Here is a 24,945-nt window from a genome sequence, read left to right as displayed (position 1 = left end):
CTCCGCGCTCCGGCGCGGAGTCTCGTTTCGCGTAAAAAGTCCACGTCTGCGTTTGCATAATACATAAGTGAATACTAATGTATTTATATGAACGAAAATGACATCTTCAAGGCGTTGGCCGATCCGACCCGCCGCACCATCTTCGACAAACTCGCCGCCGGCAGCATGAATGCCAGCGCGCTGCGCGAAGGGTTGCCCATCAGCCAGTCGGCGATGTCGCAACACCTGGCGGTGCTGCGCAATGCCGGGCTGGTACGCGAGGCGAAGCAGGGGCGCTGCGTCAATTATCAGGTCGACCCGGACGGGCTGGCGCAGATCGCCCAGTGGCTGGCGAAGTACCGCGCCTGGTGGCCGGCGCGCATCGACGCGCTGCAAACCTTGCTGAAGGACATGGACCAATGAACAAACGGGCTGAGCCGCCGCCGCACGATCGGCTGGTGTTGGAGTATGCGCTCGAGGCGCCACCGGAAAAGGTGTGGCGGGCGCTCAGTATTCCTGCGCTGCGCGAGCAGTGGCTGCCAACGGGCGACCTGGCACAGGCCGAGCCGTTGGCCACCACGCCGGGCGAGGCGGTGAGCTATCGTCTGCGCGACGACCAACCGCCGTTTCTCGAAAGCGTCGTCACCCTGCAGATTGTGCCGGGCGTCGGCGGCGGCAGCCTGCTGCGGGTGATCCACCAGCTTGACGCCGCCAACGACGGCCCGACGATGGTGATGCGCGCCGCCTGACGCATTCCGATCACTTCCTTTTTGCCAACCCAGGAGTTCACCGATGCGTGAGAAGATGATGCTCGTCCCGATGGTGGTGGAGCAGACCAGCCGGGGAGAACGCTCCTTTGATATTTATTCGCGCCTGCTGCGCGACCGGATCATGTTCCTCAATGGCGAAGTCAACGACGACGTGGCCGAAATGCTGTGTGCCCAGCTGCTGTTTCTGGAGGCGGAAAACCCGGAAAAACCGATCCACCTGTACATCAACTCACCGGGCGGGGCGATCACCAGCGGGCTGGCGATTTACGACACCATGCAGTACATCCGTGCGCCGGTGCATACGCTGTGCATGGGCACTGCGCGTTCTATGGGCTCGTTCCTGCTGATGGCCGGCGAGCCGGGACACCGCATGGCGCTGCCCAACGCCAGCCTGCACGTGCACCAGCCGCTGGGCGGCTTTCAGGGGCAGGCGTCCGACATCTTGATCCACGCCGAAGAAATGAAGCGCACCAAAGACCGGGTGATCCGGTTGTACGCCCAACATTGCGGCCTGAGTGATGAAGCGGTGGAGCAGGCGCTGGATCGCGATCGCTTCATGACCGCCGACGAAGCGGCGGCCTGGGGGCTGATCGATAAGGTGCTGCGGGAGCGGTAAAACGGCTCAGCGGGGCTCGGCGGCCTGCGGCGTGTGCCAAACCCGTTCAAGCCCGCATTCGACCATCGCGAAATAGAGGCTGAAATAGCGCTCCGCCATGATAAAGAACGAGCTGTTGAGTTCGATCACCACGTTATTGGTGGTGGTCAGCAGGCCGGATTTTTCCGCCGCCTGTAGGATGCGGTTTACGTGCGCGCGTGAGACGGAGCACGACTTGGCAATTTTCGCCGAGGAGAGCAGCAGAAAGGGGGAGTCCTGCCGGATGCTTTCGATATGCAGCATCAGCAGCACCATGTGGCCGGCGTCCTTGCTGATAAACAGTCCGGATTGCGGCACCAGATCGATCAGGTAGATCTCCTTGAGCATCAGCTGCCCGTAGGCGGCGAAAAAGGCGGGGAGAAAGTCGGGCGCCGCCAGCAGCGCCGCGATGGGCATCTGTGGCGCCAGCGCCTGATAGGGCAACGCCATTGAGGCGATCAGCGCCTGGGTTTCCGCCAGCGCGTGCGGCGTAGGCTTATAGCGCAGCTGGCGTTTGTCATGTTCGCAGGGTTTGACCTCCAGTCGCCGGCCGACCCGCAAAAAGAACAGAAAGGAGTCCAGGGAGTTCTCGCTGATCACATTCTTTCCTTTAAAAAAGGCTTTGACGTCTTTCAGCCCGGCGTCGGGCTGGTGGTAATAAATGGACAGGATGGTGGAACAAATGATGAACCGGCTGTTCCTGAAGATGATTTTGTAAAACAGCGGATGTTTCTTGTAGGTCTCTTTCAATAACTCCCCGTGTTTGACGATGGCGGCGTGAAACGCCGGTGACTGCCTGATGATGTTGGCCTGTTTCTCCAGGTGAAACTGTAGCTGGAATCTGCTTAGACTCATTTTCCCTATTTCCTGTACTTAAAAAAAATGTGCTGCTTTTTATCGTTATGGGTTTGCTGTGTATGATTTGACGATCTGTTGGCCCTGGTCGTTGATGAGGGTGGCCTGAACGGCGACCTGTGAAGGGAGTGTCAGCGCCGCAACGCCATCGAGGGGGTAATCTCGCACGCTGAACGGCGCGGTCATCATGTCGCTTTCTTGCCGCACCGGGTAATCGCGCCTGTCGGTTTGCACGGCGATGCGGGCGAAGGAGAGATAAAACGCCGACCGGTTGTGGCAGCGCAGCAGATAGCCGCCCGGCGATTTTTGCAGCGAGAACGAGACGGCCTCGGCCGCGTTGTCGGCGTTACCCTTCAGCGCTTTGGGGCGGTAGAAGATTTTCATCTGCGTGTTCATCGCCAGCGTCACGTGCGACGCCAGCGGCGGCGTGGTCGGTCGGCTGGGCGGGATCTCATACAGGTTAAGCCAGAACACCGATTCTCTGTCGGTGGGCAGGGCCGCGCCGGCAAACAGGATCCGCAGCCCTTTCAGCGCCGAAGGCTGCAGGGCGAATACGCTGGGCAGGGTGACAAACGGCGCGCGGGACAGTTCGGGTGCGGCGTTGACATCGCCGTTATCGACCCAGGTTTGCGCTACGATCGGATAGCCGTTGGTGTTGAGCAACATCAGGGTTTTTTCCGTGTCTCCCTCGCGGAAAATCACCCGGGTGGCCGAGGCGATGATGCCCGCCTGCGCGCCCATGGCCGTCAGCGCCAGCAGCAGAGCGCATCCCATCGTCAGATATTTCTTTCTCATCATTATTGCACCTTAACCCAGACGTAGGCCCTGGCGTCCACTTTGCCGGCGGTGACAGTTTGCCCGGGCAGCCGGGCGAGCGTGGCGGTCAGTTGAGTGGTGTAGTGGGTGAATCCCGCCGCGGTGCTGCCGCCGCCGCTGGCGCCGTTGAGCACCGGGTACCAGCCGGCGTCGTTGCCCTGCGGGCATTGCCCGGCGCTGCAGCGCGCCCAGCCGACGAAGTTCATCGGCGCGCCGTTGCCGGCGTTGGCGAGCGCGATACCCACGCCGGTGGCGACGCTGCTGTCGGTGCCGTAGCCGCTGGAGAGCAGGTAGCTCACGCCGCCGTTGGCACTGACCAGCCCGAGTTGCTGCGCCGCGACATAGCTTTCATACGGCACTTGCAGGCCGAGGGCGGTATTGTTGCTGCTGACGCCGGAGACGGCGGCGTTGTCACATTCGATATTGATGGTGAACTGCGCCTGTGAGGTTTGCCCGGCGGTCAACTGGCTGACGGAAATGGTCGGCAGGATCACCAGCGGCGTGACGTTGCGCGCCACGCAGGTGGCTGTATAGGTCAAGGAGGAGATCGGTGCGGTGCCCATGCCCATCGCGTTCCAGCGCCCGGTGCCCCAGGTGGCGTAGTTGGTGGCGGAGTCGCTGCCGATAGGATCCGAGGCGATGCCGGGCCCCTGAAAGGTAACATAGCCGTTCGGCTGCGTGCAGGTATAGTTCGAATTGCCGGTGGTCGAGGCCATGCCCACCAGCGGGTTGCCGGCGCTGTAGCCACAGTAGTTGCTGGCACCCGCGCCCGGCAGCGAACTGATGCGGATCAGGTCGGCACGGATGGCGCTGAAGTCTTTCACCCGGATCTGAATTTTGCTGCCGACGGTGGCGTAGCGGGTAATCGGCGCCGACTGCCAGTAGCGGGTAAAAACCTTGCCGGAATCCAGGTGGGTCAGGCGGATGCCGACATAGGGGAAATAGGTGGCGTAGTAGTTGGGGTTGCCGTCTTGGGCGCCCAGATCGTAATAGCCGCCGACGCGATCGTCGCCGTTGGTGGCGAAGACTTCATAGATCTGCCCCGCATCGCTGGCGTCGCACTCATACAGCACCTTGTTGGGATCCGGATAGCGCGTGCCGGACGTAAGATCGAACACGCTGGTGCCGAGCGGCGTACCGACGGGCTGCAGGTAAGTGCTGGTCAGATTGACCCGGCCCAGCGCCGTGCCCACCCCGCAGGGATCGCAACCGGAATCGATCCAGGGGGCGACTCGGGTGCATTGGGCCAGCGCGGCGGGCGCGCCGAACAGCGACAGAGCAAGCAGCGCCAGGGCGGCGATCGGGTAAGCAATACGTTTCATCGTCTCTCCTGAGAATACGTTTAATGGGCTAGCGACATGGGGCGCTGAGCCGCTGAATCGGGCCGTCTTCCCCGGCGGGCAAGCGGTAATGCAGCGTGCACTGCTGGCTGGGCGCGTCGCCCCAGTTCAGCGTCAGTTCCCCGGCGCGCTTATCGCTGCGCAGATATACCTGATTGGCCTGGCCGACCATGCCCACGCTGTTGCCTGCCGTGTCAAGGACGTTGGCGCCCATCGGGATCGGTGCGTTATCGGGCCGCTGCGCGGTGATCAGCAGCGCCTGGCCGCGCACGGTGTTGAAGTGCAGGCGCACCGTGGCGCCGGCGTACGGGGCGACGCGGCGCTGGCCGTCTTCCAGTTCCGCTTTGTCGTTCATGCCCTCGGGGTTCAGCGCGACGGTGTTGTAGTGATAGGGCACCAGCGACGGCGCCAGGGCGTAGCCGAAGCGATCGACGCGCGCGCCCTGGCCGTCCATCACCCGTGCGCCGCTGGCGCCGGGCGCATCGATCAGGGCGAAGGTATCGCCGACATACGGCCCTAATGTCACGCCGCCGCGGTGCGCCACCACGGCGCCCTGCAGCGACAGGGAGCCTTGTCGGTACTGGCGCGCGGTGGAGAACGAGCCGGTGACGTTGGCGTAAGGCAGGCGGGTTTGCAGGTTGCCGCCCCAGATGCTTTGTTGGCGATCGTCGTCGGTGGTGAAGTTCAGGCCGTAGCTGACCGGCTGCTCGTCGCCGACGCTGCCCGACAGCGCAGCCTGATAGTTGCCGCCCTGACCCTGGCTGTGGTTGGCCAACAGCGAGACGCTGGGGGCGGATGATGAACGTCCGAGCGGGAAGCTCAGCGACAGGGCGGTGACGGTTTGCGTGTTCTGCGCCAGCGGCGCACTGTAGACGTTGTCCAGCGGCCCGTAGCCGCGGTAGTCGCCGTTGCTGTAGCCCAGGCTGCGGGTGCGGGTGACGGAGAGGTTAAGCGCCACGCCGTTGCCGAAGGTTTTCCCCCAACCCAACTGGAGCTGATTATCGCGGCCGCGCTGATCGCGGTAGTCCTGAGTCGAGCCGGACATCGTCAGGCTGCCGAATGCCCCCATCCCCTGATTGACGGCGACCTCGAAGCGCGAACGCTGGCGGTAGGAGTCGGACTGCCAGTTTTGGCCGGTAGTGGCGGCGCGCCGTACGCCGAGCACGTCGCTGAGATCGCGAAAGCCTTCGGTAGAGTAGCGGTAGCCGGCGATGGATAAGGTGGTGTCCGTCGGGCTGAAGGTTCGGCTGTAAGAGAGGTGCAGCATCCAGCCGGAGGCGCCGCCGTCCGGCAGGCTGGCGTGGGAATAGGTGGTATCCATGCCGAAGGCGCCCAGCCAGCTGCTGTACACGCCGCCCAGCATCATCGCCTGGTAGCCGTCCGCCAGCTGGTTGCCGAGGTTGAAGGTCAGGGCGTTGGTCAGGCCGTGCTGCCAGGTCACTTCGCTGAACAGATCGTTGTCGCCGACGTAGCGGGAACGGCCGACGATCGCGGAGTAGCGCGACTGGCCGGGGCGGATGGATTCCGGCACCGCGGCGAACGGCACGGTGAAGGTGCTGACGCTGCCGTCGGCTTCGGTCACCACCACGGTGAGATCGCCGGCGTAGTTGGTGGCGTACAGATCGTTGATGGCGAACGGCCCCGGCGCGACGGTGGTTTCATACAGCGTGCTTTTGCCCTGCAGCACCGTCACGCGCGCGTTGCTTTTCGCCACGCCGCGCACCACCGGCGCATAGCCGCGCTGTGAATCCGGCAGCATGCGGTCGTCCGAACTGAGCTGAATGCCGCGAAAGCCCAGGCCGGAGAAGAAGTGCCCGTCGGTAAACCCTTCGCCCAACAGCATTTCGCTGCGCCAGGGCAAAATTGCGCGCTGCACGTAGCGGCGGCTGGTGTCCAGGTGGCCGCCGAACTCCCGATCGTAGCGGTAGCTGGACTGCTGGCGGTAGCGCCATAGCCCGAGGTTGAACCCACCGTTCAGGTTGGCGTAGGTCGAGTCGAGATCGCGGGTTTGCCCCTGTCGGTAGCTGACGTGGTACTGGTTGAGGTTGTAATTGACGAAGGCCATCGATTCGCCGCTGTCCAGGCTGGCGGGATTGACGCTGCCACGCGGCTGGCCGTTCAACAGCGCCTGCGGAATGCTCAGATCCAGCCGCAGCCGCGAAATGTCCGCGCTCACCGTGATGTCCTTCAGATCCCGACCGGGCAGCAGGCATTCTGCTTCGGCGGCCGCCGGCGGATTTTTCAGCCCGAAGCGCGTCAGCTGCGGCCGATCGAAACAGGGCAGCACCTGCTTGCCTTCGCGCACGAAGCGAATTTGATCGCGCTCGAGAAACTGGCCGTTGAGGTACAGATCGATCTGATAGCTGCCGGGGGCGACCGCGTCCTGTTGGTTGAACTGGCTCAGGGCGCTGTTGCTCAGCACGCTGCCGCGCAGCAGCGTGGGATCGAAGGTATAGCCGTCGGCGGCGGCGCAGCCCAGCGGCAGCGCCAGCAGCGCGCAACACCAGCGTGCGGGCAGCGGCGTCGCTTTGCGAGCATCGAACATGAAAACCTCCCTGTCTGGTGTCAGCGCGCGACGCTCAGGGTGCGTGTGATTTCCACCCCATAGTCATTGATGACGCGCAGTGCGACCTGCCGCACCTCCCCGTTCACCGGCCAGCTGGCCTGCGAAAACGGCGGGATCAGATCCGCCTGCGGGATCACGGTGCGTTTCGCGCCGCTGAGGATCGCGGCCTGGCTGACGTTGGCGTAGTAGCCGGTCGGGTTGTCGACGTGCAGCGCGTTGCCGGCCTGGCGCAGGCTGAGCCGATCGATAACGTGGTTGGCGTCACCGGCCAGCCCGGCGGGGCGATAGAACACCTTCAGCCGATTGGTGACCACCAGCAGCAGTTTGTTCTTGTCGCTGTCCGTCTGGCGCACCGCGGGCACCTGCAGGAAGTTGAGGTAGAACAGCGATTCGCGATCGCGCGGCAGCGGTTGGCCGACGAACGACAGCCGCACCATCTGCCCGCTGTGCGGATTCATGCGGAAGATTTGCGGCGAGGCGACAAAGGGCGCATCGGCGTTTTCCGGCGTGGATTTGGGGTTATTGATGTCGAGCCAGATTTGCATCAGCGCCGGGGTGCCGTCGTCGTTGGTGAACTGCAGCGTTTTTTCCCGTGCCTCGGCGGGGTAGATCACGCGGTTGCCGAGCAGCGTCACGCTGGCCGACGCGTGGGTAGCGGCAAAACTTATCAGGCAAAGCGACAGGGCGGCCCATTGGCGGGCGGAGCGGGTTATCTGCGGCATAAACGTGAACCGATAAAGGGAGCGAGTCATACAGCGCCGTTCGCTAAGGAACGGCGCTGGCATCAACAGGTATGGCGCCTGACGCCGGCTTATTTGTAGCTAATGGCGAACTGTGCGGTGGCGATCACCGAACCGGCCGCCACGCCGGTGTCTTCCGCGTAGTAGCGGGCCACCAGGTTCTGCGAGGTGGAGGTGGCGTCTTTCGCCAGCGTCATCGCAGAGGTAGTGACGGTCGAACCGCTGGCGAACGACAGCGGCGTGGTGGCGTCGCTGTCCAGCAGTTGAATGGACACTTTGGCCGCATCGCCCGCGTTGCCCAGGTTGCCGTTTGTGGTCGGATTATTGCCCGCCAGCACGGTTTTGATCGCCGTATCGCTGGTTGCGGCCGCACAGCCGGTCACGTTGACGGTAAACGTGGTGTCGCCGGCGGTGGCGCCTTTGGCGGCGAGCTTGCTGGCGGCGACGGTCGGCAGCAGAACGACCGGGTTGGATTGGTTGCCGTTAATATTTACCGAGCAGGTTTGCGTGCTGACTTCGCCTTTAAATTGCACCGTATTGGACGAAGCGGCCGCACAGGTGCCGGAGAGAGCCAGCATGGATAATGCGACTAATTTAACATTCATGTGAAATGCCCTTTAATTTACTTTAGAGAAAAGCTTTCCTGACAGTAATAAATTACTGACGTGCGGTTGTGGGTTAATCATGTTGCGCAATTGTTTTTTAAACGCCTCGGCAAGCATGGATTTTCATCCTAACAAACTAAGAATTTTCCCTATAGGCCTTTTGAATAAGGCAATAAGACGAGAAAGCCTGCTGTTACATTTTTTTTCATTTGCGCTTATATCATACAAAATAGAAAATAGATCTATATCATTGCGTTGCGATTTTATTGGATTGCCAGTTTTTGTGATTGAAATAATTTGAAACATTCATGCCTTTTTTGCGTATTAATCAACGTGCTGACGGTTGCCTGATTATTTGAAAAACATGTTATCAAGATGTTTTATATCGGTGTGCTTTGCAGGCGAATTACCCCAAAAAAGAGCAGCGACAAGCCGCCTGAGGTGTGGAAGCATGCGTCCATGCTGATAAGGAGAATTAAAGTGAGAGTGATTTATATCGACGGTTCACCGCTGTGCCGGTTGGGCATGAAAACATTATTAGGCGGTGGGGTGATAACCTTATCTTCGCCCAATATTAACATCGTTAAAAATATAAGCCCGGCGCCTGATTTAATTATCATGGATTTTCCCCATGAAATTTATCGATTCGAAGCCTATTTGACGTTTATTCACCTTTGCCGCGCTGAATATAAAAATGTCCGGATATTGTTCTTCGTCGATAAGACTTCGCCGCTGATCCTGGCATTTATCGCGGCGGCGCAGCCGGATGCGATTTTGCACAAACGGGAAGCGTTACAGGTGGTGCGAGAGACCTGCGCAACGCTGGCCCGCCAGGAGACGAGCGAACGGCACGTGGTGAACCGGCAGCGGGCGGCGGCGATCACGCCTGGCGAAGCGGCGGTGCTGTGTGAAACCGCCCGCACCGAAGATATCCGCCTGACCGCTCGACGGCTTAACCTGCACCCGAAAACCGTTTATTCGCACCTCAATAACGCCGGCAAAAAGTTCGGCATCCGCAATCGGGTCGAACTACTGAAGATGATAGCGCTGTTGTAGCGCACCGTTAGCGGGTTTTGCCGACGGCCAGCCGCCATTGCGTGATCTCATCGGCGCCGGGCCCGGCGGCCAGCGCCAGGTTTTGCAGCGGCAACGATTCGCCGGTCACGCCATCCACTACGCGCAGGGTGGCCGGGTGGCCGGTCACGCGGTCAACCACGCGCAGCGGCGGCCCGGCCAGCTCGGACAGATTCCATTTATCGCCAATCTGAATCATCGCCATCACCAGCAGCCCGAGATCTTTTCCCTTCTCCGTCGGCAGGTACTCGTAACGATCGGGGCGCGTCTGGTATTGCCGCTTTTCGATAAGGCCATGGTTTTCCAGGGCCTTGAGCCGATCGGTCAGCGTATTGTTGGTGATACCGGTCGACTGGCGCAAATCGTCATAGCGCGAGAGCCCCAGCAGCAGATCGCGCATGAGGATCGCACCCCAGCGATCGCCCAATGCCGACAGCACGTGCGCCACCGAGCACGTCATGCCTTCAAACCCTTTTGCTTTCACGTTGCCTTACCTCTGTTTGACGCCCGAATGCGGATAATTTTATCGCCTCGGCTTGATAACTTCAATAATTGGAGTTATTACTCTTATTATTGGAGTATTTATTTAACAGCGGCTGATGGCCTGAACGCCGGCCGGAAACCCACGCCTTCACCGAGGAGAAAACGTTATGCCACTGTGGCAGATTTACCATCCTGAGCCGGCCTTCAGCGCCGCCGATAAACGCGCGATTGCGCAGAAGGTCACCGCCCTGTACCAGGATTTTTTGCCGCGCTTTTACGTCAACGTGTTCTTCCACGCGCTGCCGCCAGGTTCGGCCTATCTCGGCGGCGAACCGGCCGATGATTTCGTACGGGTGACCATCGATCACATCGCGCGCGCCATGGACAACGACGCGGAGCAGCAGCAATTCCTGGCGGCCTGCACCCGCATCCTGCAACCCTACATCGCCGCCCGCGGGTTGCGCTGGGAACTGCACGTCGACGAAACGCCGTTCTCGCTGTGGACGATTGACGGATTAAAACCGCCGGCGCCGGGAACGGCGCCGGGCGAGAAGTGGCGCAGCGAGAACCGGCCTTCGGTGTGGGAGGGAAGTTGATGGGGTGAGTCTGGGGATATCAGGACAAAAAAATCCACGCGGAAGCGTGGATTTTTGGATAGTGGAGAACAGGGGGATTATGATGCAAGCTTGGATGTCTTTGCGAGTCATGCCAATGCATTACTGAGGGCATTTAGCTTATAATTCAGGCCCTGTTCTCTTCAAACTAGTATACACCTGTTTGTTTGGAAATAGATGATGCTCATGGGTTTACTATAATCTGTTCAGCTAACTGGTCACGATTGGATTTTATTTTAGCAATAGTCCAATTTGATTCGTGAGTTATCTTTAAGCTTCGCGGGTAATCTGACATACGATCCTTGAGATATCTTTCCTTTTTAACCTCGAAGTCATGATTGCTGGCTGATGAGTTCTTCGATTTGCTAAGAAGTACCAAGTTACCAATACAATCAACTACATCAATATGTTCTGAATAATCTTCGTCTTTAATCCAATCGGAGGTGTCCGACGGATTTCTAGGGAAAACATGTTCGATAGATTTGGCGTTTATTTCTTTGTATACATCATGTTCACTTGCTGTAATCTCAAGGCGTAGTAAAAAGTATTTTGCAAACCTTGATCTGTACATGTCTTTTAATTTTGCAGCTTCAACTATCGTGGCTGGATTGTATTTTATTTCGTCCAAGATTTCTGAAGGTTTACTTTTTGAGTCTATAAGCTTTAGTATTCTTGAGTATATGCTAAAGCGTTCATCTTTTCTTATTCCTGAGACCCATTGCTCTAAGTAAACTTTTTCTATTTCTAGCATGAACTCGTAGAATAAATCCCCAGCGAATTTTTTTGCGAAGAACATAAGGCAAGCGCGCCACTCTGACGCTTCGAACTCACTGTCCATAATATGGATCATAGCCCTGAATTTTAAAGCGTTAGGGTCTGTTTTCGTTAAATAGTCTTTATCTGCAAATATACGCCTATAAAGATCGCAATATACCTTTAGTTCGTCTACGAATTTTTCACCTTTGGATAAAAGACCTCTTTTGAATATTTTATTTTCAAATTCTGCAAATAAGTCTTCTTGTGGTTTCTCTTTAATTAATATCATTCGCATAGCGAATAATACAGATTCAAATTCCTTTTCACCAATATCATTCTCCAAATCTTCCCATTGTCTTGCTACACGTTCTCTTATCCCTGAGTTGGCTATTGCATCAGGAGATATATTTTGCGCTTTGAGGATATCAATTCTTCTTAACTGTCTTCCTCTATCATTCACAATAGTGAAAAGTCGGAAAGCATCATCAAATGTTGATGTTGCTAAATATATAATATTGCAATGCTGATTTATGAAACGAGTGAAGTTTTGTAACTCATCTTGGGTGTATTTATTCAATGCTGATTTAAATATAGTTATTGCTTTTACGTATCTAGTCTGAGGCTCAGCGAGTTCATCGGCTTTATAAATTTTTTCTGTCCCTCCCTCAGCTAACACTATTTCTCGGAAAGTTTGTCGGTCTTTAACAGAGATTCGAGGTAACTCAGGAATACCATCAACCTGGTTCTCCTCTTGGACTATTTTTCCCTGCAGGTGTTTTTTGAAGTTTGGATCGTCTATTAAATCTCGTAGACAGGCAAATAGGATAAGTAATGACGTGATTCTTTGCTGTCCATCGACTACATCATATAGATTCTTTTCCTCTTTTTTATGAAGGACTAGCGTCCCTAGGAAATATTGATGTCCACTCCTGGCTAATTCCAAATCGTCAATTAGATCTTGAAAGTTAGATTCATCCCAAGCAAATGGTCTTTGATAGTCTGGTATAGCGAAAAAAAAGTCTGATGAAAAAATCTTACCAACCGATTCTATTTTTCCCTCTAAATTGTTCATTGTTTCTCCATGGTCTTTTGAATAAAGTTTACTATCTATCATAGATCCTTTCTCACGAAACAGGAATAGACTCGGAGGATATTTATGTGGAATTTGTTGATTTGTTGCTATTCTTCGATTGTTTCAACTTTTATGATTGAGAATAATATAGGATATAAATTTTTTCAGAAAGTGCAATAAATCCCTATCGAAATAATTTAAATGATAATAATTTCAGGTTAATTATTTTTAGTCGAAATATTCACGCTGGCATGAGGAAAAACATATAGTCGAACTGAATAGATAATATCTGAGAGAATGAAATAGATCTCCTTTTCTAATTCCATTAAAGAATCTATTTTAAGTGGTAAATTCGTATCATAATATACAGATTTCTGAAAACTTCAGTGTTATAACTAATGAAAACATAAAATTAAAAATGCAAAAGCCCCCGGTTAAGGAGGCTTTTAGATGACCAACATGCTAGCAATGTGAAGAATTAGACGTTGAACAGGAAGTTCATCACGTCGCCGTCTTTGACGATGTAGTCTTTACCTTCTGAGCGCATTTTGCCGGCTTCTTTGGCGCCTTGCTCACCCTTGTAGGTGATGAAGTCGTCAAAGGCGATGGTTTGCGCGCGGATAAAGCCTTTCTCGAAGTCGGTGTGGATCTTGCCGGCCGCCTGCGGGGCGGTGGCGCCGACCGGGATGGTCCAGGCGCGCACTTCTTTCACGCCGGCGGTGAAGTAGGTCTGCAGGTTCAGCAGCTCGTAACCGGCGCGGATCACGCGGTTCAGGCCCGGCTCTTCCAGGCCCAGTTCTGCCATGAACTCGTCGCGATCTTCGTCTTCCAGCTCGGCGATGTCGGATTCCACGGCGGCGCACACGGCAACCACCACGGAGCCTTCGGCGTCGGCGATTTTACGCACGGTGTCCAGGTACGGGTTGTTCTCGAAGCCGTCTTCGTTGACGTTGGCGATGTACATGGTTGGCTTCAGGGTCAGGAAGCTCAGGTATTTGATCGCCGCTTTGTCTTCGTCGCTCAGATCCAGCGCGCGCAGCATGCCGGCGTTTTCCAGGTGCGGCAGGCATTTCTCCAGCGCCGCCAGCTCGGCTTTGGCGTCTTTGTCGCCGCCTTTGGCTTTCTTCTGCACGCGGTGGATGGCGCGCTCGCAGGTGTCCAGGTCAGACAGCGCCAGTTCGGTGTTGATCACGTCGATGTCTTCGGCGGGATCGACCTTGTTGTTGACGTGAATGATGTTGTCGTTCTCGAAGCAGCGCACCACGTGGCCGATGGCTTCGGTTTCGCGGATGTTGGTCAGGAACTGGTTGCCCAAGCCTTCACCCTTGGACGCGCCTTTCACCAGGCCGGCGATGTCGACGAATTCCATGGTGGTTGGCAGAATGCGCTGCGGCTTGACGATCTCGGCCAGCTTATCCAGACGCGGATCGGGCATCGGCACCACACCGGTGTTCGGTTCAATGGTGCAGAACGGGAAGTTGGCTGCTTCAATGCCCGCTTTGGTCAACGCGTTGAACAGGGTGGATTTGCCTACGTTAGGCAGGCCGACGATACCGCATTTGAATCCCATGTTGTAATCACCTTAAATATCTTAACTATCAGTAGGTTATATTTAACCAACTGCATAAAGGGCAAAATAATACCGCCATTATACACGTAATGGGCGTTTATCTCGATCAGACTTGCTTGGCCGGGGCGAGCGCAACGCGGGCGACCGGTTTTTGATTGAGATTTGGATCACATTTACCCATACTGGCCGTTCCGATTAACCGACAGGAAACGCGCCGGATGTATTTCTTGCCTACGCCACCCTGAGCTGTGCCCGCCTGCAGTCTGCCGCCCCTTGCGGTACCCCATACCCGCTACGCGGGGAGATGATGTCATCTGTCATAAGTGAATAATGCATGTTTAACCTGAGTAACGTCAGGATCGCGGACGTTAAAAATGAAGTCCTGGCGGGCTTTGTGGTGGCGGTTTCGATGATCCCCGAGGCGGTCGGCTTTTCGCTGGTCGCCGGTCTTTCGCCGATCGTCGGTTTACATACCGCGTTTATTATCGGCCTGGTCACGGCGCTGTTCGGCGGCAAGCCGGGCATGGTTTCCGGCGCCGCAGGTTCCATTGTGGTGGTGCTGATGAGTCTGGCGGCGCAGTACGGCATGGGTTACGTGCTGTGGGCCACGCTGTTTGCCGGGGGGATTCAAATCCTGATCGGCGCCTTCCGGCTGGGCAAGTTCATTCGCCTGGTGCCGCTGCCGGCGATCCACGGCTTCGTCAACGGCCTGGCGATCGTCATCATGCTGGCGCAGCTGAAGATGATCGCCGGGCAGGGGCCGCTGATGTACGGCCTGGTGGCGCTGGCGATTGCGGTGGTGGTGCTGTTCCCGCGCCTGACCAAAGCCATTCCGTCTTCGCTGGCGGCGCTGCTGGTGGTTTCGGCGTTGGCGATCGGCCTCAATCTGCATACGTTGCGGGTGGGCGATCTGGCGGACATTTCCGGTGCGCTGCCGCACTTCAGTCTGCCGACGGCGCCGTTTACCCTGGAGATGGTGCGGGTGGTGCTGCCCTATGCGGTGGTGATCGCCCTGGTCGGTTTGATTGAATCGCTGCTGACCATGACGGTGCTGGATGAAATGGGCGGCAAGAAGGGCAACGGCAACCGCGAAAGCATCGCGCAGGGCGCCGGTAACGCGGTGTGCGGCCTGTTCGGCTGCTTCGCCGGCTGTGCGATGATCGGTCAGTCGATCATCAACTTTACCTCGGGCGGGCGCGGGCGCATCTCCGGCACGGTGGGCGCCATCCTGCTGATTTTGTTCGTGGTCAGCCTGTCGCGCTATATCGGCCTACTGCCGGTGGCGGCGTTGGCCGGGGTCATGCTGGTGGTGTGTTACAACACCTTCGAATGGAGTTCGCTGCGCCGTTTGCGCCGTATGCCGAAGGCAGACGCGCTGGTGATGGTCGCCGTCACGTTGATCACCATCTTTACCGATCTGGCGGTGGCGGTGATCAGCGGGGTGATTATCTCGGCGCTGGTGTTCGCCTGGCAGCAGGCGCGCATTCGCGTGCGCCAGCGGCAGGTGACGGGCGACGTGGCGGTGTATCAACTGGATGGCCCGCTGTTCTTCGGCTCTGCCGCGGCTTTCGCCGAGCTGTTCGAGCCGCAAAGCGATCCGCAGAACGTGGTGCTGGATTTTGCCGGCACCCGGGTGATGGATTCCAGCGGCGTAGAAGCGATAGATAAGCTGACGGCGCGTTATCTGGCGGCGGGGAAAAGCATTCGTCTGCGCCACCTGAGCGGTGACTGCGTGCGCCTGCTCAAGCGCGCCGGGCCGTTTTGCAGCCATGAGCTGGACGATCCGCAGTATTACGTGGCGGAAGAGGGATTCGCCGCCGATGACCGCCGCGTGAGCGAGGAGACCTTCAACCCACGCGGCTAGAAGCCGGCAGCGGGCAGGGCGCCCGCTGCGGCAAAGTTCAGGCCTGCGCCTTGAAACTGTGCAGGCGCTGAACGGTTTTTTCCAGCCCGTCCTTCATCAGCATCTCGGTGCAGCGCAGCGATTCGTCGATCGCTTCGTCAATCATCTTCTGCTCGCCGGCCGGCGGTTTGCCGAGCACGAAGCCCACCACCTTGTTCTTGTCGCCCGGATGGCCGATGCCGATGCGCAGGCGGTAGAAGTTCGGGTTATTGCCGAACTTGTTCTGGATGTCCTTCAGGCCGTTGTGGCCGCCGTTGCCGCCGCCGAGCTTAATTTTGGCCACGCCGGGCGGCAGATCCAGCTCGTCGTGCGCCACCAGGATCTCGTTCGGTTCGATGCGGTAGAAGTTGGCCATCGCCAGCACCGCTTTGCCGCTCAGGTTCATGAAGGTGGTCGGCACCAGCAGGCGCACGTCGTTGCCCGCCAGGTTCAAGCGGGCGGTGTAACCGAAGAACTTGCTCTCTTCTTTCAACTGCTGGTTGTGGCGCTGGGCCAGCAGATCGACGTACCAGGCGCCGGCGTTGTGGCGCGTCTGGGCGTATTCCGCGCCCGGGTTGGCCAGGCCGACTATCAATTTAATACTGCTCACTGGAAGATTCGCTATGATCAGGATAATGGAAAGGGCCTTAGTCTACCTGCCGGGACGGCGAATGACAAAATCCGATCTCCGCCATCGCCTTAGGTAAGAAAGACGAGTGATTCATTAGCTGAATAATTCAATTTGTCCGCTAATTTTCAGCGGCGTGTTAAGAAGTGTCAATAATTCTTTACCATTTGTGATCGCCTCCGCAATCCCCTTGCCGCCACAAGGACTATACTTAACTTATCAAAGTGGGTTAACAAGTTGCAGCGTTATCCCGGTTGGCACATGGCAATCATGGAGGTGGCATATGAAACGTAGAAACGCGGACAGAATGGGCAACTTTTTTATGGGGCTGGGCCTGGTCGTGATGATCGGTGGCGTCGGATACTCCATTATTGCTGAAGTATCCCAGTTCGATTTACCGCAATTTTTCGCCCACGGCGCCATCATGAGTATCTTCGTCGGCGCGCTGTTGTGGCTGGTAGGCGCGCGTATCGGCGGTCGCGAGCAGGTAGCGGATCGCTACTGGTGGGTAAAACACTTTGATAAACGGTGCCGTAACGACCAACATCGTTCGTCGCATTGATTAAAAAATCAGAAGGGATGCAAGAGCAGGGCAAGGGAATATCTGCCATGCATTAAGGTCTGAGGTCATGTTGGACTACGAGTAGAAAACCCGTTGTTGCTCACGCACCAACGGGTTTTTCTTTTTCTGCTGTCGGGCTCGCTATCTTTCCGGCACGGTGGGCGCCGCACCGGAAAGACGACGAATCAATGCTCGAACATCGCAGAGATCGACTCTTCGTTGCTGATGCGGCGGATGGCTTCAGCCAGCATGCCGGACAGGGTCAGAGTGCGAACGTTTTTCAGTGCCTTGATTTCCGGCGACAGTGGAATGGTGTCGCAGACGATCACTTCATCAATCACCGAGTTCTTGATGTTGTCCACGGCGTTGCCAGAGAAGATCGGGTGCGTCGCGTAGGCGAATACGCGCTTGGCACCGCGTTCCTTCAATGCTTCAGCCGCTTTACACAAGGTACCGCCGGTGTCGATCATGTCGTCGACCAGCACGCAGTCGCGGCCTGCCACGTCACCGATGATATGCATCACCTGAGACACGTTCGCGCGCGGGCGGCGTTTGTCGATGATGGCCATGTCGGTGTCGTTCAGCAGTTTAGCGATGGCGCGAGCACGCACGACGCCGCCGATGTCCGGGGAAACCACGATTGGGTTTTCCAGGTTCTGCTGCAGCATGTCTTCCAGCAGGATCGGGCTGCCGAACACGTTGTCTACCGGTACGTCGAAGAAGCCTTGAATCTGTTCAGCATGCAGATCCACCGTCAGAACGCGGTCAACCCCTACGCTGGAGAGGAAATCGGCAACCACCTTGGCGGTGATTGGCACGCGCGCGGAACGCACGCGGCGATCCTGGCGTGCATAGCCGAAGTAAGGGATAACGGCGGTAATACGACCTGCGGAGGCGCGACGCAGGGCGTCGACCATCACAACCAGTTCCATCAGGTTGTCGTTGGTCGGGGCACAGGTGGACTGGATGATGAAAATATCACCGCCGCGTACATTTTCGTTGATTTGCACGCTCACTTCGCCGTCGCTAAAACGACCTACAGCGGCGTCACCAAGGCTGGTGTACAAACGGTTGGCAATACGTTGTGCTAGTTCCGGGGTGGCGTTACCAGCAAAAAGCTTCATATCAGGCACGAGAAGAACCTCAGGCTTGCGTCCAGAGAAGATATTGTCATACGACATCGCCAAGGGGCAGTTGGCGACACCGGCGCAATATACATACGGGTATCTAAAACTAAAATTGAGACCGCAGGCAGCGCAGGGATAACAGGGCCAGGTGTGCATGACCCTGCGCAGCGAAACGTTGAGCTACGACTCAAACCGCCCGGAACGAATGCGATGTAGTGGGGAGACGTTAACGCCGCGCGCTACAAAACCACACAACCACTCCGGGGCTTGATTTAACACCTGACGGGCGGCGATTTCTGTGTCGAATTCAGCAAACACACAAGCACCTGTGCCAGTCAGGCGTGACGGGGCGTATTCTAACAGCCATGAAAGAAGCTGTTCAACCTCGCGAAAACGTTTTCTTGCGATCGGTTCGCAATCATTTGCGTACGGAGCCTGCAACAGCTCACTTAAGGAGCGAACCGGGGTGTTTCTTTTTAATTCGGGGTCGCCGAAGATAACCGGCGTCGGGATGCCGACGCCAGGATGCGCCACCAGATACCATTTTTCCTGCGGCTCGGCCGGCTGCAGGCGCTCGCCGATGCCTTCGGCGAAGGCGGCGTGGCCGCGCACGAACACCGGCACGTCGGCGCCGAGGCTGAGCCCCAGCGCTGCCAGTTGGTCGTCGCCAAGACCGCAGCGCCACAGTTCGTTCAGCGCCACCAGCACGGTGGCGGCGTTGGAGGAGCCGCCGCCCAAACCGCCGCCCATCGGCAGGCGCTTGTCGATGCTGATATCGGCGCCGCGCGGCGCGGTCTGCAGGCCGCGCTCATCGCAATAGCGCTGCAGCAGGCGGGCGGCGCGCACGATCAGGTTCTGCTCGTCCGGCACGCCGTCGACCGGCGTCAGCAGATGAATGCGGTCGTCCTGGCGCGGGTCGATGGTCAGGGTGTCGCCGTAGTCCAAAAACTGGAACAGCGTCTGCAACAGGTGATAGCCGTCTTCACGACGGCCGGTGATGTACAAAAACAGGTTGAGTTTCGCGGGGGAGGGCCACTGGCGGATCATTTGAGCGTCCAGTTATCCATCTTCAGCTTGATGCGCTGGTCACCCTGCTGTAGCTCCAGACGGTTCGGCAGCGTCGGCTGCACGTCGTTGCTGTAGCCCTGGTAATCCACCTTCCAGGTCTGGCCGCCTTGCTGGTAGGTCAGCTTGTTCAGGCGATATTGATCGTCCAGTGCAAAATCGTTGGCTTCGCCCGGCAGGCCGAGCATCCACTGGCGCAGGTTGTTCAGCGGGATCGCCATGCCGGTCAGCTTGCGGATCATCTCTTCCGGGTTGTCGCTGACGTAGCGTTTGCCCTGGTTGTCGGTCAGCTGCACCACGTTTTTCTGCACGTTGAGATCCATTTCCGTGCTGCCCAGTGGGTTGGTCAACAGCAGGCGGTAGCGCTCCGGCGAGAACTGCTGCCAGAAGAAGCGGGCGTAGACTTTTTTCTGATCAGACAAGTAGGCGAAGGAGCCGCGGGTCTGATAGGTGCTGAGCTGCTGCACCGCCTGCTCATGGGCGCGCCACTGCGGTGAGGTCGGGCTGGTGGCCGGGCCGGTCGGCTTGGTGGTGGTACAGGCGGCCAGCACCAGGCTGGCCAGCGGGATCAGACGGAGCAAACTAACTTTGCGTATTGGCATAACTTTCTCTTGTCCTTTTGTCCTTGCGGGCATGCGCGACGAAACCCGGATTCAGCGCTCACGCTAACGGGGCGGCGGCGACGCGTCAATTTTTTGCTGCATCGCGTTGAATCTTGCCGCTTTTACCGGCGCAATGCCAACCGGCGCGCGCGTCGGGGTCGCCATTAAGATTAACACAATCGTTTCGTAGCGCTGCCCGGGCGCAACAATTTTCGTTACGGCAGGGGGCCGCCGTTAGCGTTTGGTTGATGTTTGTCTCGGTATGCTGCCGGGGGTTTTTGTTGCGGGAAATAATCGAATGAAGATAGCGGTGCGGATAATCATTTCGCTTCTGTGCTTTGCCGGCGCGGTATTTTTTTATTTTCAGGCCAAGCAGGTTTTTTGCCAGCAGGTCTCTTTTATCCTGGATCCCTCCTACCGTTGCGGCACGCTGGGTGGGTAAACGCGCGGATTATAAGCGGATAACCTGCAGGTTTTACCGAATCCTGCGCGGGATATCACATCTTGCGCTAAAATTCAGTATGTTATGTCGTCAAATTATAAATCATCTCACTGTATTTATTGGTTATTCATCGATTGATGCCGTCTATGGCAACGATTGAACGGAAGATGCGGTTGTTACTTTTATTGATCCTGCGCATCAAGTAGAATGCCGTTCAACGAGAACCCGTACCAACAGAAGTATTACTCGAAGCAATGACCCTGCTGGCGTTAGGTATAAATCACAAAACCGCTCCGGTTTCTCTGCGTGAAAGGGTGACCTTCTCGCCAGAGTCCATCGATGAGGCGCTGACCAGCTTGCTCCAACAACCGTTGGTGCAGGGCGGCGTCGTGTTGTCCACCTGCAACCGCACCGAGCTGTATCTCAGCGTGGAGCAGCAGGAACACATGCACGAGCAGCTGGTCGCCTGGCTGTGCGCGTACCACAACCTGCGCCCGGAAGAGGTGAAGAAAAGCCTGTACTGGCATCAGGGCAACGACGCAGTCAGCCATCTGATGCGGGTGGCCAGCGGGTTGGACTCACTGGTACTGGGCGAACCGCAGATCCTCGGCCAGGTGAAAAAGGCCTTCGCCGAGTCGCAACGCGGCCAGTCGCTGTCCGGCGAGCTGGAGCGCCTGTTCCAGAAATCCTTCTCCGTCGCCAAGCGCGTGCGCACCGAAACCGACATCGGCGCCAGCGCGGTCTCCGTGGCGTTTGCCGCCTGCACCCTGGCGCGGCAGATCTTCGAATCGCTGGCCGATCTCAACGTCTTGCTGGTGGGCGCCGGTGAAACCATCGAGCTGGTGGCGCGCCACCTGCGCGAACACAAAGTGCGGCACATGATCATCGCCAACCGCACCCGCGAGCGCGCGCAGCTGCTGGCGGACGAGGTGGGCGCGGAAGTGATCACCCTGCCGGAGATCGACGAACGCCTGGCGGACGCCGACATCATCATCAGTTCCACCGCCAGCCCGCTGCCGATCATCGGCAAGGGGATGGTGGAACGCGCGCTGAAGGCGCGCCGCAACCAGCCGATGCTGCTGGTGGATATCGCCGTACCGCGCGATATCGAGCCGGAAGTCGGCAAACTGGCCAACGCCTATCTGTACAGCGTGGACGATCTGCACGCCATCATTCAAAGCAACCTGGCGCAGCGCAAAGCGGCGGCGGTGCAGGCGGAGTCGATCGTGCAGCAGGAAAGCACCAACTTCATGGCCTGGCTGCGCTCGCAGGGCGCGGTGGAAACCATCCGCGACTACCGTTCGCAGGCCGACCAAATTCGCGCAGAGATGGAGGCCAAAGCGCTGGCCGCCATCGCGCAGGGTGCCAACGTGGAGCAGGTTATTCACGAGCTGGCCCATAAACTGACCAACCGTCTTATTCATGCCCCCACCAAATCCCTCCAGCAGGCCGCCGGCGACGGCGACGTGGAGCGGTTGCAGTTATTACGCGACAGCCTCGGGCTGGATCAGCATTAGTTTTCTCTATTAACAGGGTTTATTACCACGCATGAAGCCTTCTATTGTTGCCAAACTGGAAGCGTTACAAGAGCGCCATGAAGAAGTGCAGGCGCTGCTCGGCGATGCCGGCGTCATCGCCGACCAAGACCGGTTCCGCGCGCTGTCGCGAGAATACGCGCAGCTGACCGACGTCAGCCGCTGCTTCCTGGAATGGCGTCAGGTGCAGGAGGATCTGGAGACGGCGGAAATGATGCTGGACGATCCGGAAATGCGCGAGATGGCGCAGGAAGAGCTAAAACAGGCGCGGGCGGCCAGCGAAGAGCTGGAACAACAGCTGCAGGTGTTGCTGCTGCCGAAAGATCCGGACGATGAGCGCAGTTGCTTCCTCGAAGTGCGCGCCGGCACCGGCGGCGATGAGGCGGCGATCTTCGCCGGCGATCTGTTCCGCATGTACAGCCGCTATGCGGAAAGCCGCCGCTGGCGCGTCGAGATGATGAGCGCCAACGAAGGTGAACACGGCGGCTTCAAAGAAGTGATTGCCAAAGTTTCCGGCGACGGCGTGTACGGTCAGCTGAAGTTTGAATCCGGCGGCCACCGCGTGCAGCGCGTGCCGGAAACCGAATCCCAGGGGCGCATCCACACCTCCGCCTGCACCGTGGCGGTGATGCCGGAAGTGCCGGAAGCCGAGCTGCCGGACATCAACCCGGGCGATCTGAAAATCGACACCTTCCGCTCCTCCGGCGCCGGCGGCCAGCACGTTAACACCACCGACTCGGCGATCCGTATCACCCACCTGCCGACCGGCATCGTGGTGGAGTGCCAGGACGAACGTTCGCAGCACAAAAACAAAGCCAAGGCGATGTCGGTGCTGGGCGCTCGCATTCGCGCCGCCGAGATGGCCAAGCGCCAGCAGGCCGAGGCGTCCACTCGCCGCAACCTGCTGGGCAGCGGCGACCGTTCCGACCGCAACCGCACTTACAACTTCCCGCAGGGGCGGGTAACCGACCACCGCATCAACCTGACGCTCTACCGTCTGGACGAAGTGATGGAAGGCAAACTGGACATGCTGATCCAGCCGATCGTGCAGGAGTATCAGGCCGATCAGCTGGCTGCGCTGTCCGCCGAGCAAGAGTGATGGACTATCAACACTGGCTGAAAACCGCCGCCGCGCGTTTGACCCATAGCGACAGCGCCCGGCGCGACGCGGAAATCCTGTTGGGTTTCGTGACCGGCAAGGCCAGAACCTTCCTGATGGCGTTCGGCGAAACCCTGCTGACGCCGCCGCAGCAACAGCAGCTGGAGACGCTGCTGGCGCGCCGCGAACGCGGTGAGCCGGTGGCCTATCTGGTGGGCGAGCGCGAGTTTTGGTCGCTGCCGCTGTCGGTTTCACCCGCGACGCTGATCCCACGCCCGGATACCGAATGCCTGGTGGAACTGGCGTTGGCGCGCCTGCCGCCGCAACCCTGCCATTTCCTCGATCTCGGCACCGGCACCGGCGCCATCGCGCTGGCGCTGGCCAGTGAGCGCCCGGATTGTTCGGCTATCGGCATCGATGTGCAGCCAGAGGCGGTTGCGCTGGCGCAGCACAATGCGCGCAAGCTGAAGATCGACAACGTCCGATTTCTACAGGGCAGCTGGTTTGCGCCGGTGGCGGGGCAACGCTTCGCACTGATCGCCAGCAATCCACCCTATATCGACGCCGCCGATCCGCATTTGTCGCAGGGCGACGTGCGCTTCGAGCCCGGCAGTGCGCTGGTCGCCGCGGATCATGGGCTGGCGGATCTGGCCGCCATCGTGCGCCAGGCGCCGCACTATTTGCAGCCGCAGGGCTGGCTGCTGTTGGAACATGGTTGGCAGCAGGGTGAGAGCGTGCGCGCGCTGCTGCAGGCCGCCGGATTTTCCGCTGTCGCCACCCACCGTGATTACGGCGACAACGACCGCGTGACGCTCGGCCAATGGCCGGGGTAAGCGCCTCTCATAATAACGACGCCCGAGCCATTTAAGGGAGCATCATGACTGCATACACCGCGTTGAAACATTTCCATTTGCTGACGGTCGCCATCAGTATTACCTTGTTTGTGCTGCGTTTCTTTTGGCAGTGGCGCCGCTCGCCGATCATGGGCCGCCGCTGGGTCAAGATAGCGCCGCACTTGAACGATACGCTGCTGTTCGTCAGCGGCATCGCGCTGGTGGTGACGTTCGGGTTTTATCCGCTGCTGGGTATGGACTCATGGCTGACCGAGAAGCTGTTTGGCGTTATTATCTATATCCTGCTTGGCTACGTCGCATTGGGCAAGAAGACCAAAAGTCAGCGGCTGCGAACCGTGGCGTTCGTGCTGGCGTTGGGCTGTCTGTATCTGATAATTAAACTTGCCACGACGAAAATACCGTTTCTGATGGGATACCTATGAGTAGCATTGCTGATTTTGAATTTAACACCTCGCCGCTGAGCGAAGGGGTGATCCTGGTGTCGCAGTCGGTGCGGCGCGATTTTCCCGCTGCCGACGTGGAGCGCAAGCTGCAACAGCTGGTGGATGAAGCGCGCGCGGCGGTGCCGGTCGATATCACTCAGGAGCAGCAACTGCATGCGCTCATCGAACTGTTCTACAAGACCTGGGGATTCGGCGGCGCCAGCGGCGTTTACCGCCTGTCGGACGCCATCTGGCTGGACAAGGTGCTGGAAGGGCGGCAGGGCACGCCGGTTTCGCTGGGCACCATTTTCCTGCACATCGCCAACGCGCTGGATCTGCCGCTGTTGCCGGTGATTTTCCCCACTCAGCTGATCCTGCGCGCCGATTGGCTGGACGAAGAGCTGTGGCTGATCAACCCGCTGAACGGCGAAACCCTGAGTGAGCACCAGCTGGAAGTGTGGATCAAGGGCAACCTGGGGCTGGGCGCCGAGCTGGAAGACGACGACCTCGACGAGTCGGAGAACATCATGGTGGTGCGCAAGATGCTGGATACGCTGAAGGCTGCCCTGATGGAAGAAAAACAGCTGGAAATGGCGCTGCGCACCAGCGAAACGGTGCTGTGCTTCGATCCGGAAGATCCGTACGAGATCCGCGACCGTGGGCTGATTTACGCCCAGTTGGAGTGCAACCATATCGCGATTTCCGATCTCAACTATTTTGTCGAGCAGTGTCCTGAAGACCCGGTCAGCGAAGTGATCAAAGTACAGATCCACTCGATTGAGCCGAAACAGGTGACGCTGCATTAATTCAATGACTCCGTGCAGTTTGCAAGGCGACGGTTACAACCTTAACA

At 58.0% G+C, this 24,945-nt stretch carries 26 protein-coding genes; 13 read left to right on the top strand and 13 right to left on the bottom strand.

All coding sequences use genetic code 11. The features are described from left to right. Positions 1-87 precede the first annotated feature (87 nt). Genes FHU12_RS11310 through FHU12_RS11300 form a run of 3 tightly spaced genes read left to right on the top strand, consistent with a single transcriptional unit; the run spans position 88 to position 1,365 of the window. A complete protein-coding gene (locus FHU12_RS11310) occupies positions 88-402 on the top strand; it encodes an ArsR/SmtB family transcription factor (RefSeq protein ID WP_047727753.1) in 315 nt (104 codons plus the stop codon). After that, positions 399-728 (top strand): SRPBCC family protein, encoded by a 330-nt coding sequence (locus tag FHU12_RS11305; protein WP_141969375.1) that lies wholly within the window; start codon positions 399-401, stop codon positions 726-728. Before FHU12_RS11310 ends, FHU12_RS11305 begins: the two co-directional genes overlap by 4 nt. 43 nt (positions 729-771) lie before the next feature. Further along, positions 772-1,365, top strand: coding sequence for an ATP-dependent Clp protease proteolytic subunit (locus FHU12_RS11300; RefSeq protein WP_141969373.1), 594 nt, complete (start codon positions 772-774; stop codon positions 1,363-1,365). A 6-nt stretch (positions 1,366-1,371) separates the two neighbouring features. Here FHU12_RS11300 and FHU12_RS11295 read toward each other — a convergent pair whose 3' ends face one another. The 6 genes from FHU12_RS11295 to FHU12_RS11270 form a co-directional block, all read right to left on the bottom strand. Next, positions 1,372-2,238 carry a hypothetical protein gene (locus FHU12_RS11295; protein WP_141969371.1) on the bottom strand — a complete coding sequence of 289 codons (867 nt, stop codon included), beginning with the start codon at positions 2,236-2,238 and terminating at the stop codon, positions 1,372-1,374. A 45-nt stretch (positions 2,239-2,283) separates the two neighbouring features. Next, positions 2,284-3,036 (bottom strand): fimbrial biogenesis chaperone, encoded by a 753-nt coding sequence (locus FHU12_RS11290; RefSeq protein WP_230490449.1) that lies wholly within the window; start codon positions 3,034-3,036, stop codon positions 2,284-2,286. Then, on the bottom strand, positions 3,036-4,376 hold the full coding sequence (locus FHU12_RS11285; protein WP_141969369.1) for a fimbrial protein: 1,341 nt from the start codon (positions 4,374-4,376) through the stop codon (positions 3,036-3,038). Before FHU12_RS11285 ends, FHU12_RS11290 begins: the two co-directional genes overlap by 1 nt. Before the next feature lie 28 nt (positions 4,377-4,404). Next, positions 4,405-6,939, bottom strand: coding sequence for a fimbria/pilus outer membrane usher protein (locus FHU12_RS11280; RefSeq protein WP_141969367.1), 2,535 nt, complete (start codon positions 6,937-6,939; stop codon positions 4,405-4,407). A 20-nt stretch (positions 6,940-6,959) separates the two neighbouring features. Continuing rightward, the gene (locus tag FHU12_RS11275; RefSeq protein WP_141969365.1) at positions 6,960-7,682 is read right to left on the bottom strand and encodes a fimbrial biogenesis chaperone; all 723 of its coding nucleotides are present in this window, start codon (positions 7,680-7,682) and stop codon (positions 6,960-6,962) included. 89 nt (positions 7,683-7,771) lie between these two features. Beyond that, a complete protein-coding gene (locus FHU12_RS11270) occupies positions 7,772-8,305 on the bottom strand; it encodes a fimbrial protein (RefSeq protein WP_049209198.1) in 534 nt (177 codons plus the stop codon). A 618-nt stretch (positions 8,306-8,923) separates the two neighbouring features. Here FHU12_RS11270 and FHU12_RS11265 point away from each other — a divergent pair. Further along, on the top strand, positions 8,924-9,361 hold the full coding sequence (locus tag FHU12_RS11265; RefSeq protein ID WP_038630260.1) for a LuxR C-terminal-related transcriptional regulator: 438 nt from the start codon (positions 8,924-8,926) through the stop codon (positions 9,359-9,361). A 7-nt stretch (positions 9,362-9,368) separates the two neighbouring features. On the opposite strand, the gene FHU12_RS11260 is transcribed toward FHU12_RS11265, so the two are convergent. Further along, positions 9,369-9,863: a winged helix-turn-helix transcriptional regulator gene (locus FHU12_RS11260; RefSeq protein ID WP_141969363.1), complete on the bottom strand. Its 495-nt coding sequence runs from the start codon at positions 9,861-9,863 to the stop codon at positions 9,369-9,371. A gap of 166 nt (positions 9,864-10,029) precedes the next feature. Here FHU12_RS11260 and FHU12_RS11255 point away from each other — a divergent pair, with 166 nt between their 5' ends. After that, on the top strand, positions 10,030-10,458 hold the full coding sequence (locus FHU12_RS11255) for a tautomerase family protein (protein ID WP_141969361.1): 429 nt from the start codon (positions 10,030-10,032) through the stop codon (positions 10,456-10,458). A gap of 202 nt (positions 10,459-10,660) precedes the next feature. Here FHU12_RS11255 and FHU12_RS11250 read toward each other — a convergent pair whose 3' ends face one another. Then, the gene (locus FHU12_RS11250) at positions 10,661-12,304 is read right to left on the bottom strand and encodes a DUF262 domain-containing protein (RefSeq protein ID WP_185742300.1); all 1,644 of its coding nucleotides are present in this window, start codon (positions 12,302-12,304) and stop codon (positions 10,661-10,663) included. Positions 12,305-12,782: 478 nt separating this feature from the next. Continuing rightward, a complete protein-coding gene (gene ychF / locus FHU12_RS11245) occupies positions 12,783-13,874 on the bottom strand; it encodes a redox-regulated ATPase YchF (protein WP_049211448.1) in 1,092 nt (363 codons plus the stop codon). A 334-nt stretch (positions 13,875-14,208) separates the two neighbouring features. Here ychF and FHU12_RS11240 point away from each other — a divergent pair, with 334 nt between their 5' ends. Continuing rightward, a complete protein-coding gene (locus FHU12_RS11240; protein ID WP_141969357.1) occupies positions 14,209-15,738 on the top strand; it encodes a SulP family inorganic anion transporter in 1,530 nt (509 codons plus the stop codon). Positions 15,739-15,775: 37 nt separating this feature from the next. On the opposite strand, the gene pth is transcribed toward FHU12_RS11240, so the two are convergent. Next, positions 15,776-16,366, bottom strand: coding sequence for an aminoacyl-tRNA hydrolase (gene pth, locus FHU12_RS11235; RefSeq protein WP_028128042.1), 591 nt, complete (start codon positions 16,364-16,366; stop codon positions 15,776-15,778). Between the two features lie 301 nt (positions 16,367-16,667). Between pth and ychH the strand changes: the two genes are divergently transcribed. Continuing rightward, positions 16,668-16,946: a stress-induced protein YchH gene (gene ychH, locus FHU12_RS11230; protein WP_025160276.1), complete on the top strand. Its 279-nt coding sequence runs from the start codon at positions 16,668-16,670 to the stop codon at positions 16,944-16,946. Positions 16,947-17,131: 185 nt separating this feature from the next. On the opposite strand, the gene prs is transcribed toward ychH, so the two are convergent. The 3 genes from prs to lolB all read right to left on the bottom strand — a co-directional run bounded on the left by prs (position 17,132) and on the right by lolB (position 19,740). Beyond that, the gene (gene prs / locus FHU12_RS11225) at positions 17,132-18,079 is read right to left on the bottom strand and encodes a ribose-phosphate diphosphokinase (protein ID WP_004941061.1); all 948 of its coding nucleotides are present in this window, start codon (positions 18,077-18,079) and stop codon (positions 17,132-17,134) included. 174 nt (positions 18,080-18,253) lie between these two features. Beyond that, complete coding sequence (gene ispE / locus FHU12_RS11220; RefSeq protein WP_049207164.1) at positions 18,254-19,120, bottom strand: 4-(cytidine 5'-diphospho)-2-C-methyl-D-erythritol kinase; 867 nt, start codon at positions 19,118-19,120, stop codon at positions 18,254-18,256. Then, positions 19,117-19,740, bottom strand: a complete 624-nt coding sequence (lolB, locus tag FHU12_RS11215) for a lipoprotein insertase outer membrane protein LolB (RefSeq protein ID WP_043141534.1) — start codon at positions 19,738-19,740, stop codon at positions 19,117-19,119. The genes ispE and lolB overlap by 4 nt, the downstream gene beginning before the upstream one ends. Positions 19,741-20,038: 298 nt before the next feature. Here lolB and FHU12_RS27130 point away from each other — a divergent pair, with 298 nt between their 5' ends. From FHU12_RS27130 to sirB1, 6 genes are all read left to right on the top strand, one after another. Continuing rightward, positions 20,039-20,182, top strand: a complete 144-nt coding sequence (locus tag FHU12_RS27130; RefSeq protein WP_185742299.1) for a hypothetical protein — start codon at positions 20,039-20,041, stop codon at positions 20,180-20,182. 254 nt (positions 20,183-20,436) lie between these two features. Continuing rightward, complete coding sequence (gene hemA / locus FHU12_RS11210) at positions 20,437-21,699, top strand: glutamyl-tRNA reductase (protein ID WP_033638164.1); 1,263 nt, start codon at positions 20,437-20,439, stop codon at positions 21,697-21,699. 31 nt (positions 21,700-21,730) lie between these two features. After that, positions 21,731-22,816 carry a peptide chain release factor 1 gene (prfA, locus tag FHU12_RS11205; protein ID WP_089180799.1) on the top strand — a complete coding sequence of 362 codons (1,086 nt, stop codon included), beginning with the start codon at positions 21,731-21,733 and terminating at the stop codon, positions 22,814-22,816. After that, positions 22,816-23,649, top strand: coding sequence for a peptide chain release factor N(5)-glutamine methyltransferase (gene prmC, locus FHU12_RS11200; protein ID WP_141969354.1), 834 nt, complete (start codon positions 22,816-22,818; stop codon positions 23,647-23,649). Before prfA ends, prmC begins: the two co-directional genes overlap by 1 nt. Positions 23,650-23,690: 41 nt before the next feature. After that, positions 23,691-24,092: a SirB2 family protein gene (locus FHU12_RS11195; RefSeq protein ID WP_171455054.1), complete on the top strand. Its 402-nt coding sequence runs from the start codon at positions 23,691-23,693 to the stop codon at positions 24,090-24,092. Continuing rightward, complete coding sequence (gene sirB1 / locus FHU12_RS11190) at positions 24,089-24,898, top strand: invasion regulator SirB1 (protein WP_141969352.1); 810 nt, start codon at positions 24,089-24,091, stop codon at positions 24,896-24,898. The genes FHU12_RS11195 and sirB1 overlap by 4 nt, the downstream gene beginning before the upstream one ends. The last annotated feature ends 47 nt before the right edge of the window (positions 24,899-24,945 follow it).

It is taken from the genome of Serratia marcescens (assembly GCF_006715005.1).
GTDB lineage: Bacteria > Pseudomonadota > Gammaproteobacteria > Enterobacterales > Enterobacteriaceae > Serratia > Serratia montpellierensis.
The sequence above is the reverse complement of the archived record's forward strand: the minus strand, read 5'-3'. Positions and strand labels throughout refer to the sequence as shown.

What these genes read in the sequence shown, in the direction of transcription:
- FHU12_RS11310 (WP_047727753.1), top strand. Translation starts at nt 88, where the DNA reads ATGAACGAAAATGACATCTTCAAGGCGTTGGCCGATCCGACCCGCCGC.
- FHU12_RS11305 (WP_141969375.1), top strand. Translation starts at nt 399, where the DNA reads ATGAACAAACGGGCTGAGCCGCCGCCGCACGATCGGCTGGTGTTGGAG.
- FHU12_RS11300 (WP_141969373.1), top strand. Translation starts at nt 772, where the DNA reads ATGCGTGAGAAGATGATGCTCGTCCCGATGGTGGTGGAGCAGACCAGC.
- FHU12_RS11295 (WP_141969371.1), bottom strand. Translation starts at nt 2,238, where the DNA reads ATGAGTCTAAGCAGATTCCAGCTACAGTTTCACCTGGAGAAACAGGCC.
- FHU12_RS11290 (WP_230490449.1), bottom strand. Translation starts at nt 3,036, where the DNA reads ATGATGAGAAAGAAATATCTGACGATGGGATGCGCTCTGCTGCTGGCG.
- FHU12_RS11285 (WP_141969369.1), bottom strand. Translation starts at nt 4,376, where the DNA reads ATGAAACGTATTGCTTACCCGATCGCCGCCCTGGCGCTGCTTGCTCTG.
- FHU12_RS11280 (WP_141969367.1), bottom strand. Translation starts at nt 6,939, where the DNA reads ATGTTCGATGCTCGCAAAGCGACGCCGCTGCCCGCACGCTGGTGTTGC.
- FHU12_RS11275 (WP_141969365.1), bottom strand. Translation starts at nt 7,682, where the DNA reads ATGCCGCAGATAACCCGCTCCGCCCGCCAATGGGCCGCCCTGTCGCTT.
- FHU12_RS11270 (WP_049209198.1), bottom strand. Translation starts at nt 8,305, where the DNA reads ATGAATGTTAAATTAGTCGCATTATCCATGCTGGCTCTCTCCGGCACC.
- FHU12_RS11265 (WP_038630260.1), top strand. Translation starts at nt 8,924, where the DNA reads ATGGATTTTCCCCATGAAATTTATCGATTCGAAGCCTATTTGACGTTT.
- FHU12_RS11255 (WP_141969361.1), top strand. Translation starts at nt 10,030, where the DNA reads ATGCCACTGTGGCAGATTTACCATCCTGAGCCGGCCTTCAGCGCCGCC.
- FHU12_RS11250 (WP_185742300.1), bottom strand. Translation starts at nt 12,304, where the DNA reads ATGAACAATTTAGAGGGAAAAATAGAATCGGTTGGTAAGATTTTTTCA.
- ychF (WP_049211448.1), bottom strand. Translation starts at nt 13,874, where the DNA reads ATGGGATTCAAATGCGGTATCGTCGGCCTGCCTAACGTAGGCAAATCC.
- FHU12_RS11240 (WP_141969357.1), top strand. Translation starts at nt 14,209, where the DNA reads ATGTTTAACCTGAGTAACGTCAGGATCGCGGACGTTAAAAATGAAGTC.
- ychH (WP_025160276.1), top strand. Translation starts at nt 16,668, where the DNA reads ATGAAACGTAGAAACGCGGACAGAATGGGCAACTTTTTTATGGGGCTG.
- ispE (WP_049207164.1), bottom strand. Translation starts at nt 19,120, where the DNA reads ATGATCCGCCAGTGGCCCTCCCCCGCGAAACTCAACCTGTTTTTGTAC.
- lolB (WP_043141534.1), bottom strand. Translation starts at nt 19,740, where the DNA reads ATGCCAATACGCAAAGTTAGTTTGCTCCGTCTGATCCCGCTGGCCAGC.
- FHU12_RS27130 (WP_185742299.1), top strand. Translation starts at nt 20,039, where the DNA reads ATGAAGATAGCGGTGCGGATAATCATTTCGCTTCTGTGCTTTGCCGGC.
- hemA (WP_033638164.1), top strand. Translation starts at nt 20,437, where the DNA reads ATGACCCTGCTGGCGTTAGGTATAAATCACAAAACCGCTCCGGTTTCT.
- prfA (WP_089180799.1), top strand. Translation starts at nt 21,731, where the DNA reads ATGAAGCCTTCTATTGTTGCCAAACTGGAAGCGTTACAAGAGCGCCAT.
- prmC (WP_141969354.1), top strand. Translation starts at nt 22,816, where the DNA reads ATGGACTATCAACACTGGCTGAAAACCGCCGCCGCGCGTTTGACCCAT.
- sirB1 (WP_141969352.1), top strand. Translation starts at nt 24,089, where the DNA reads ATGAGTAGCATTGCTGATTTTGAATTTAACACCTCGCCGCTGAGCGAA.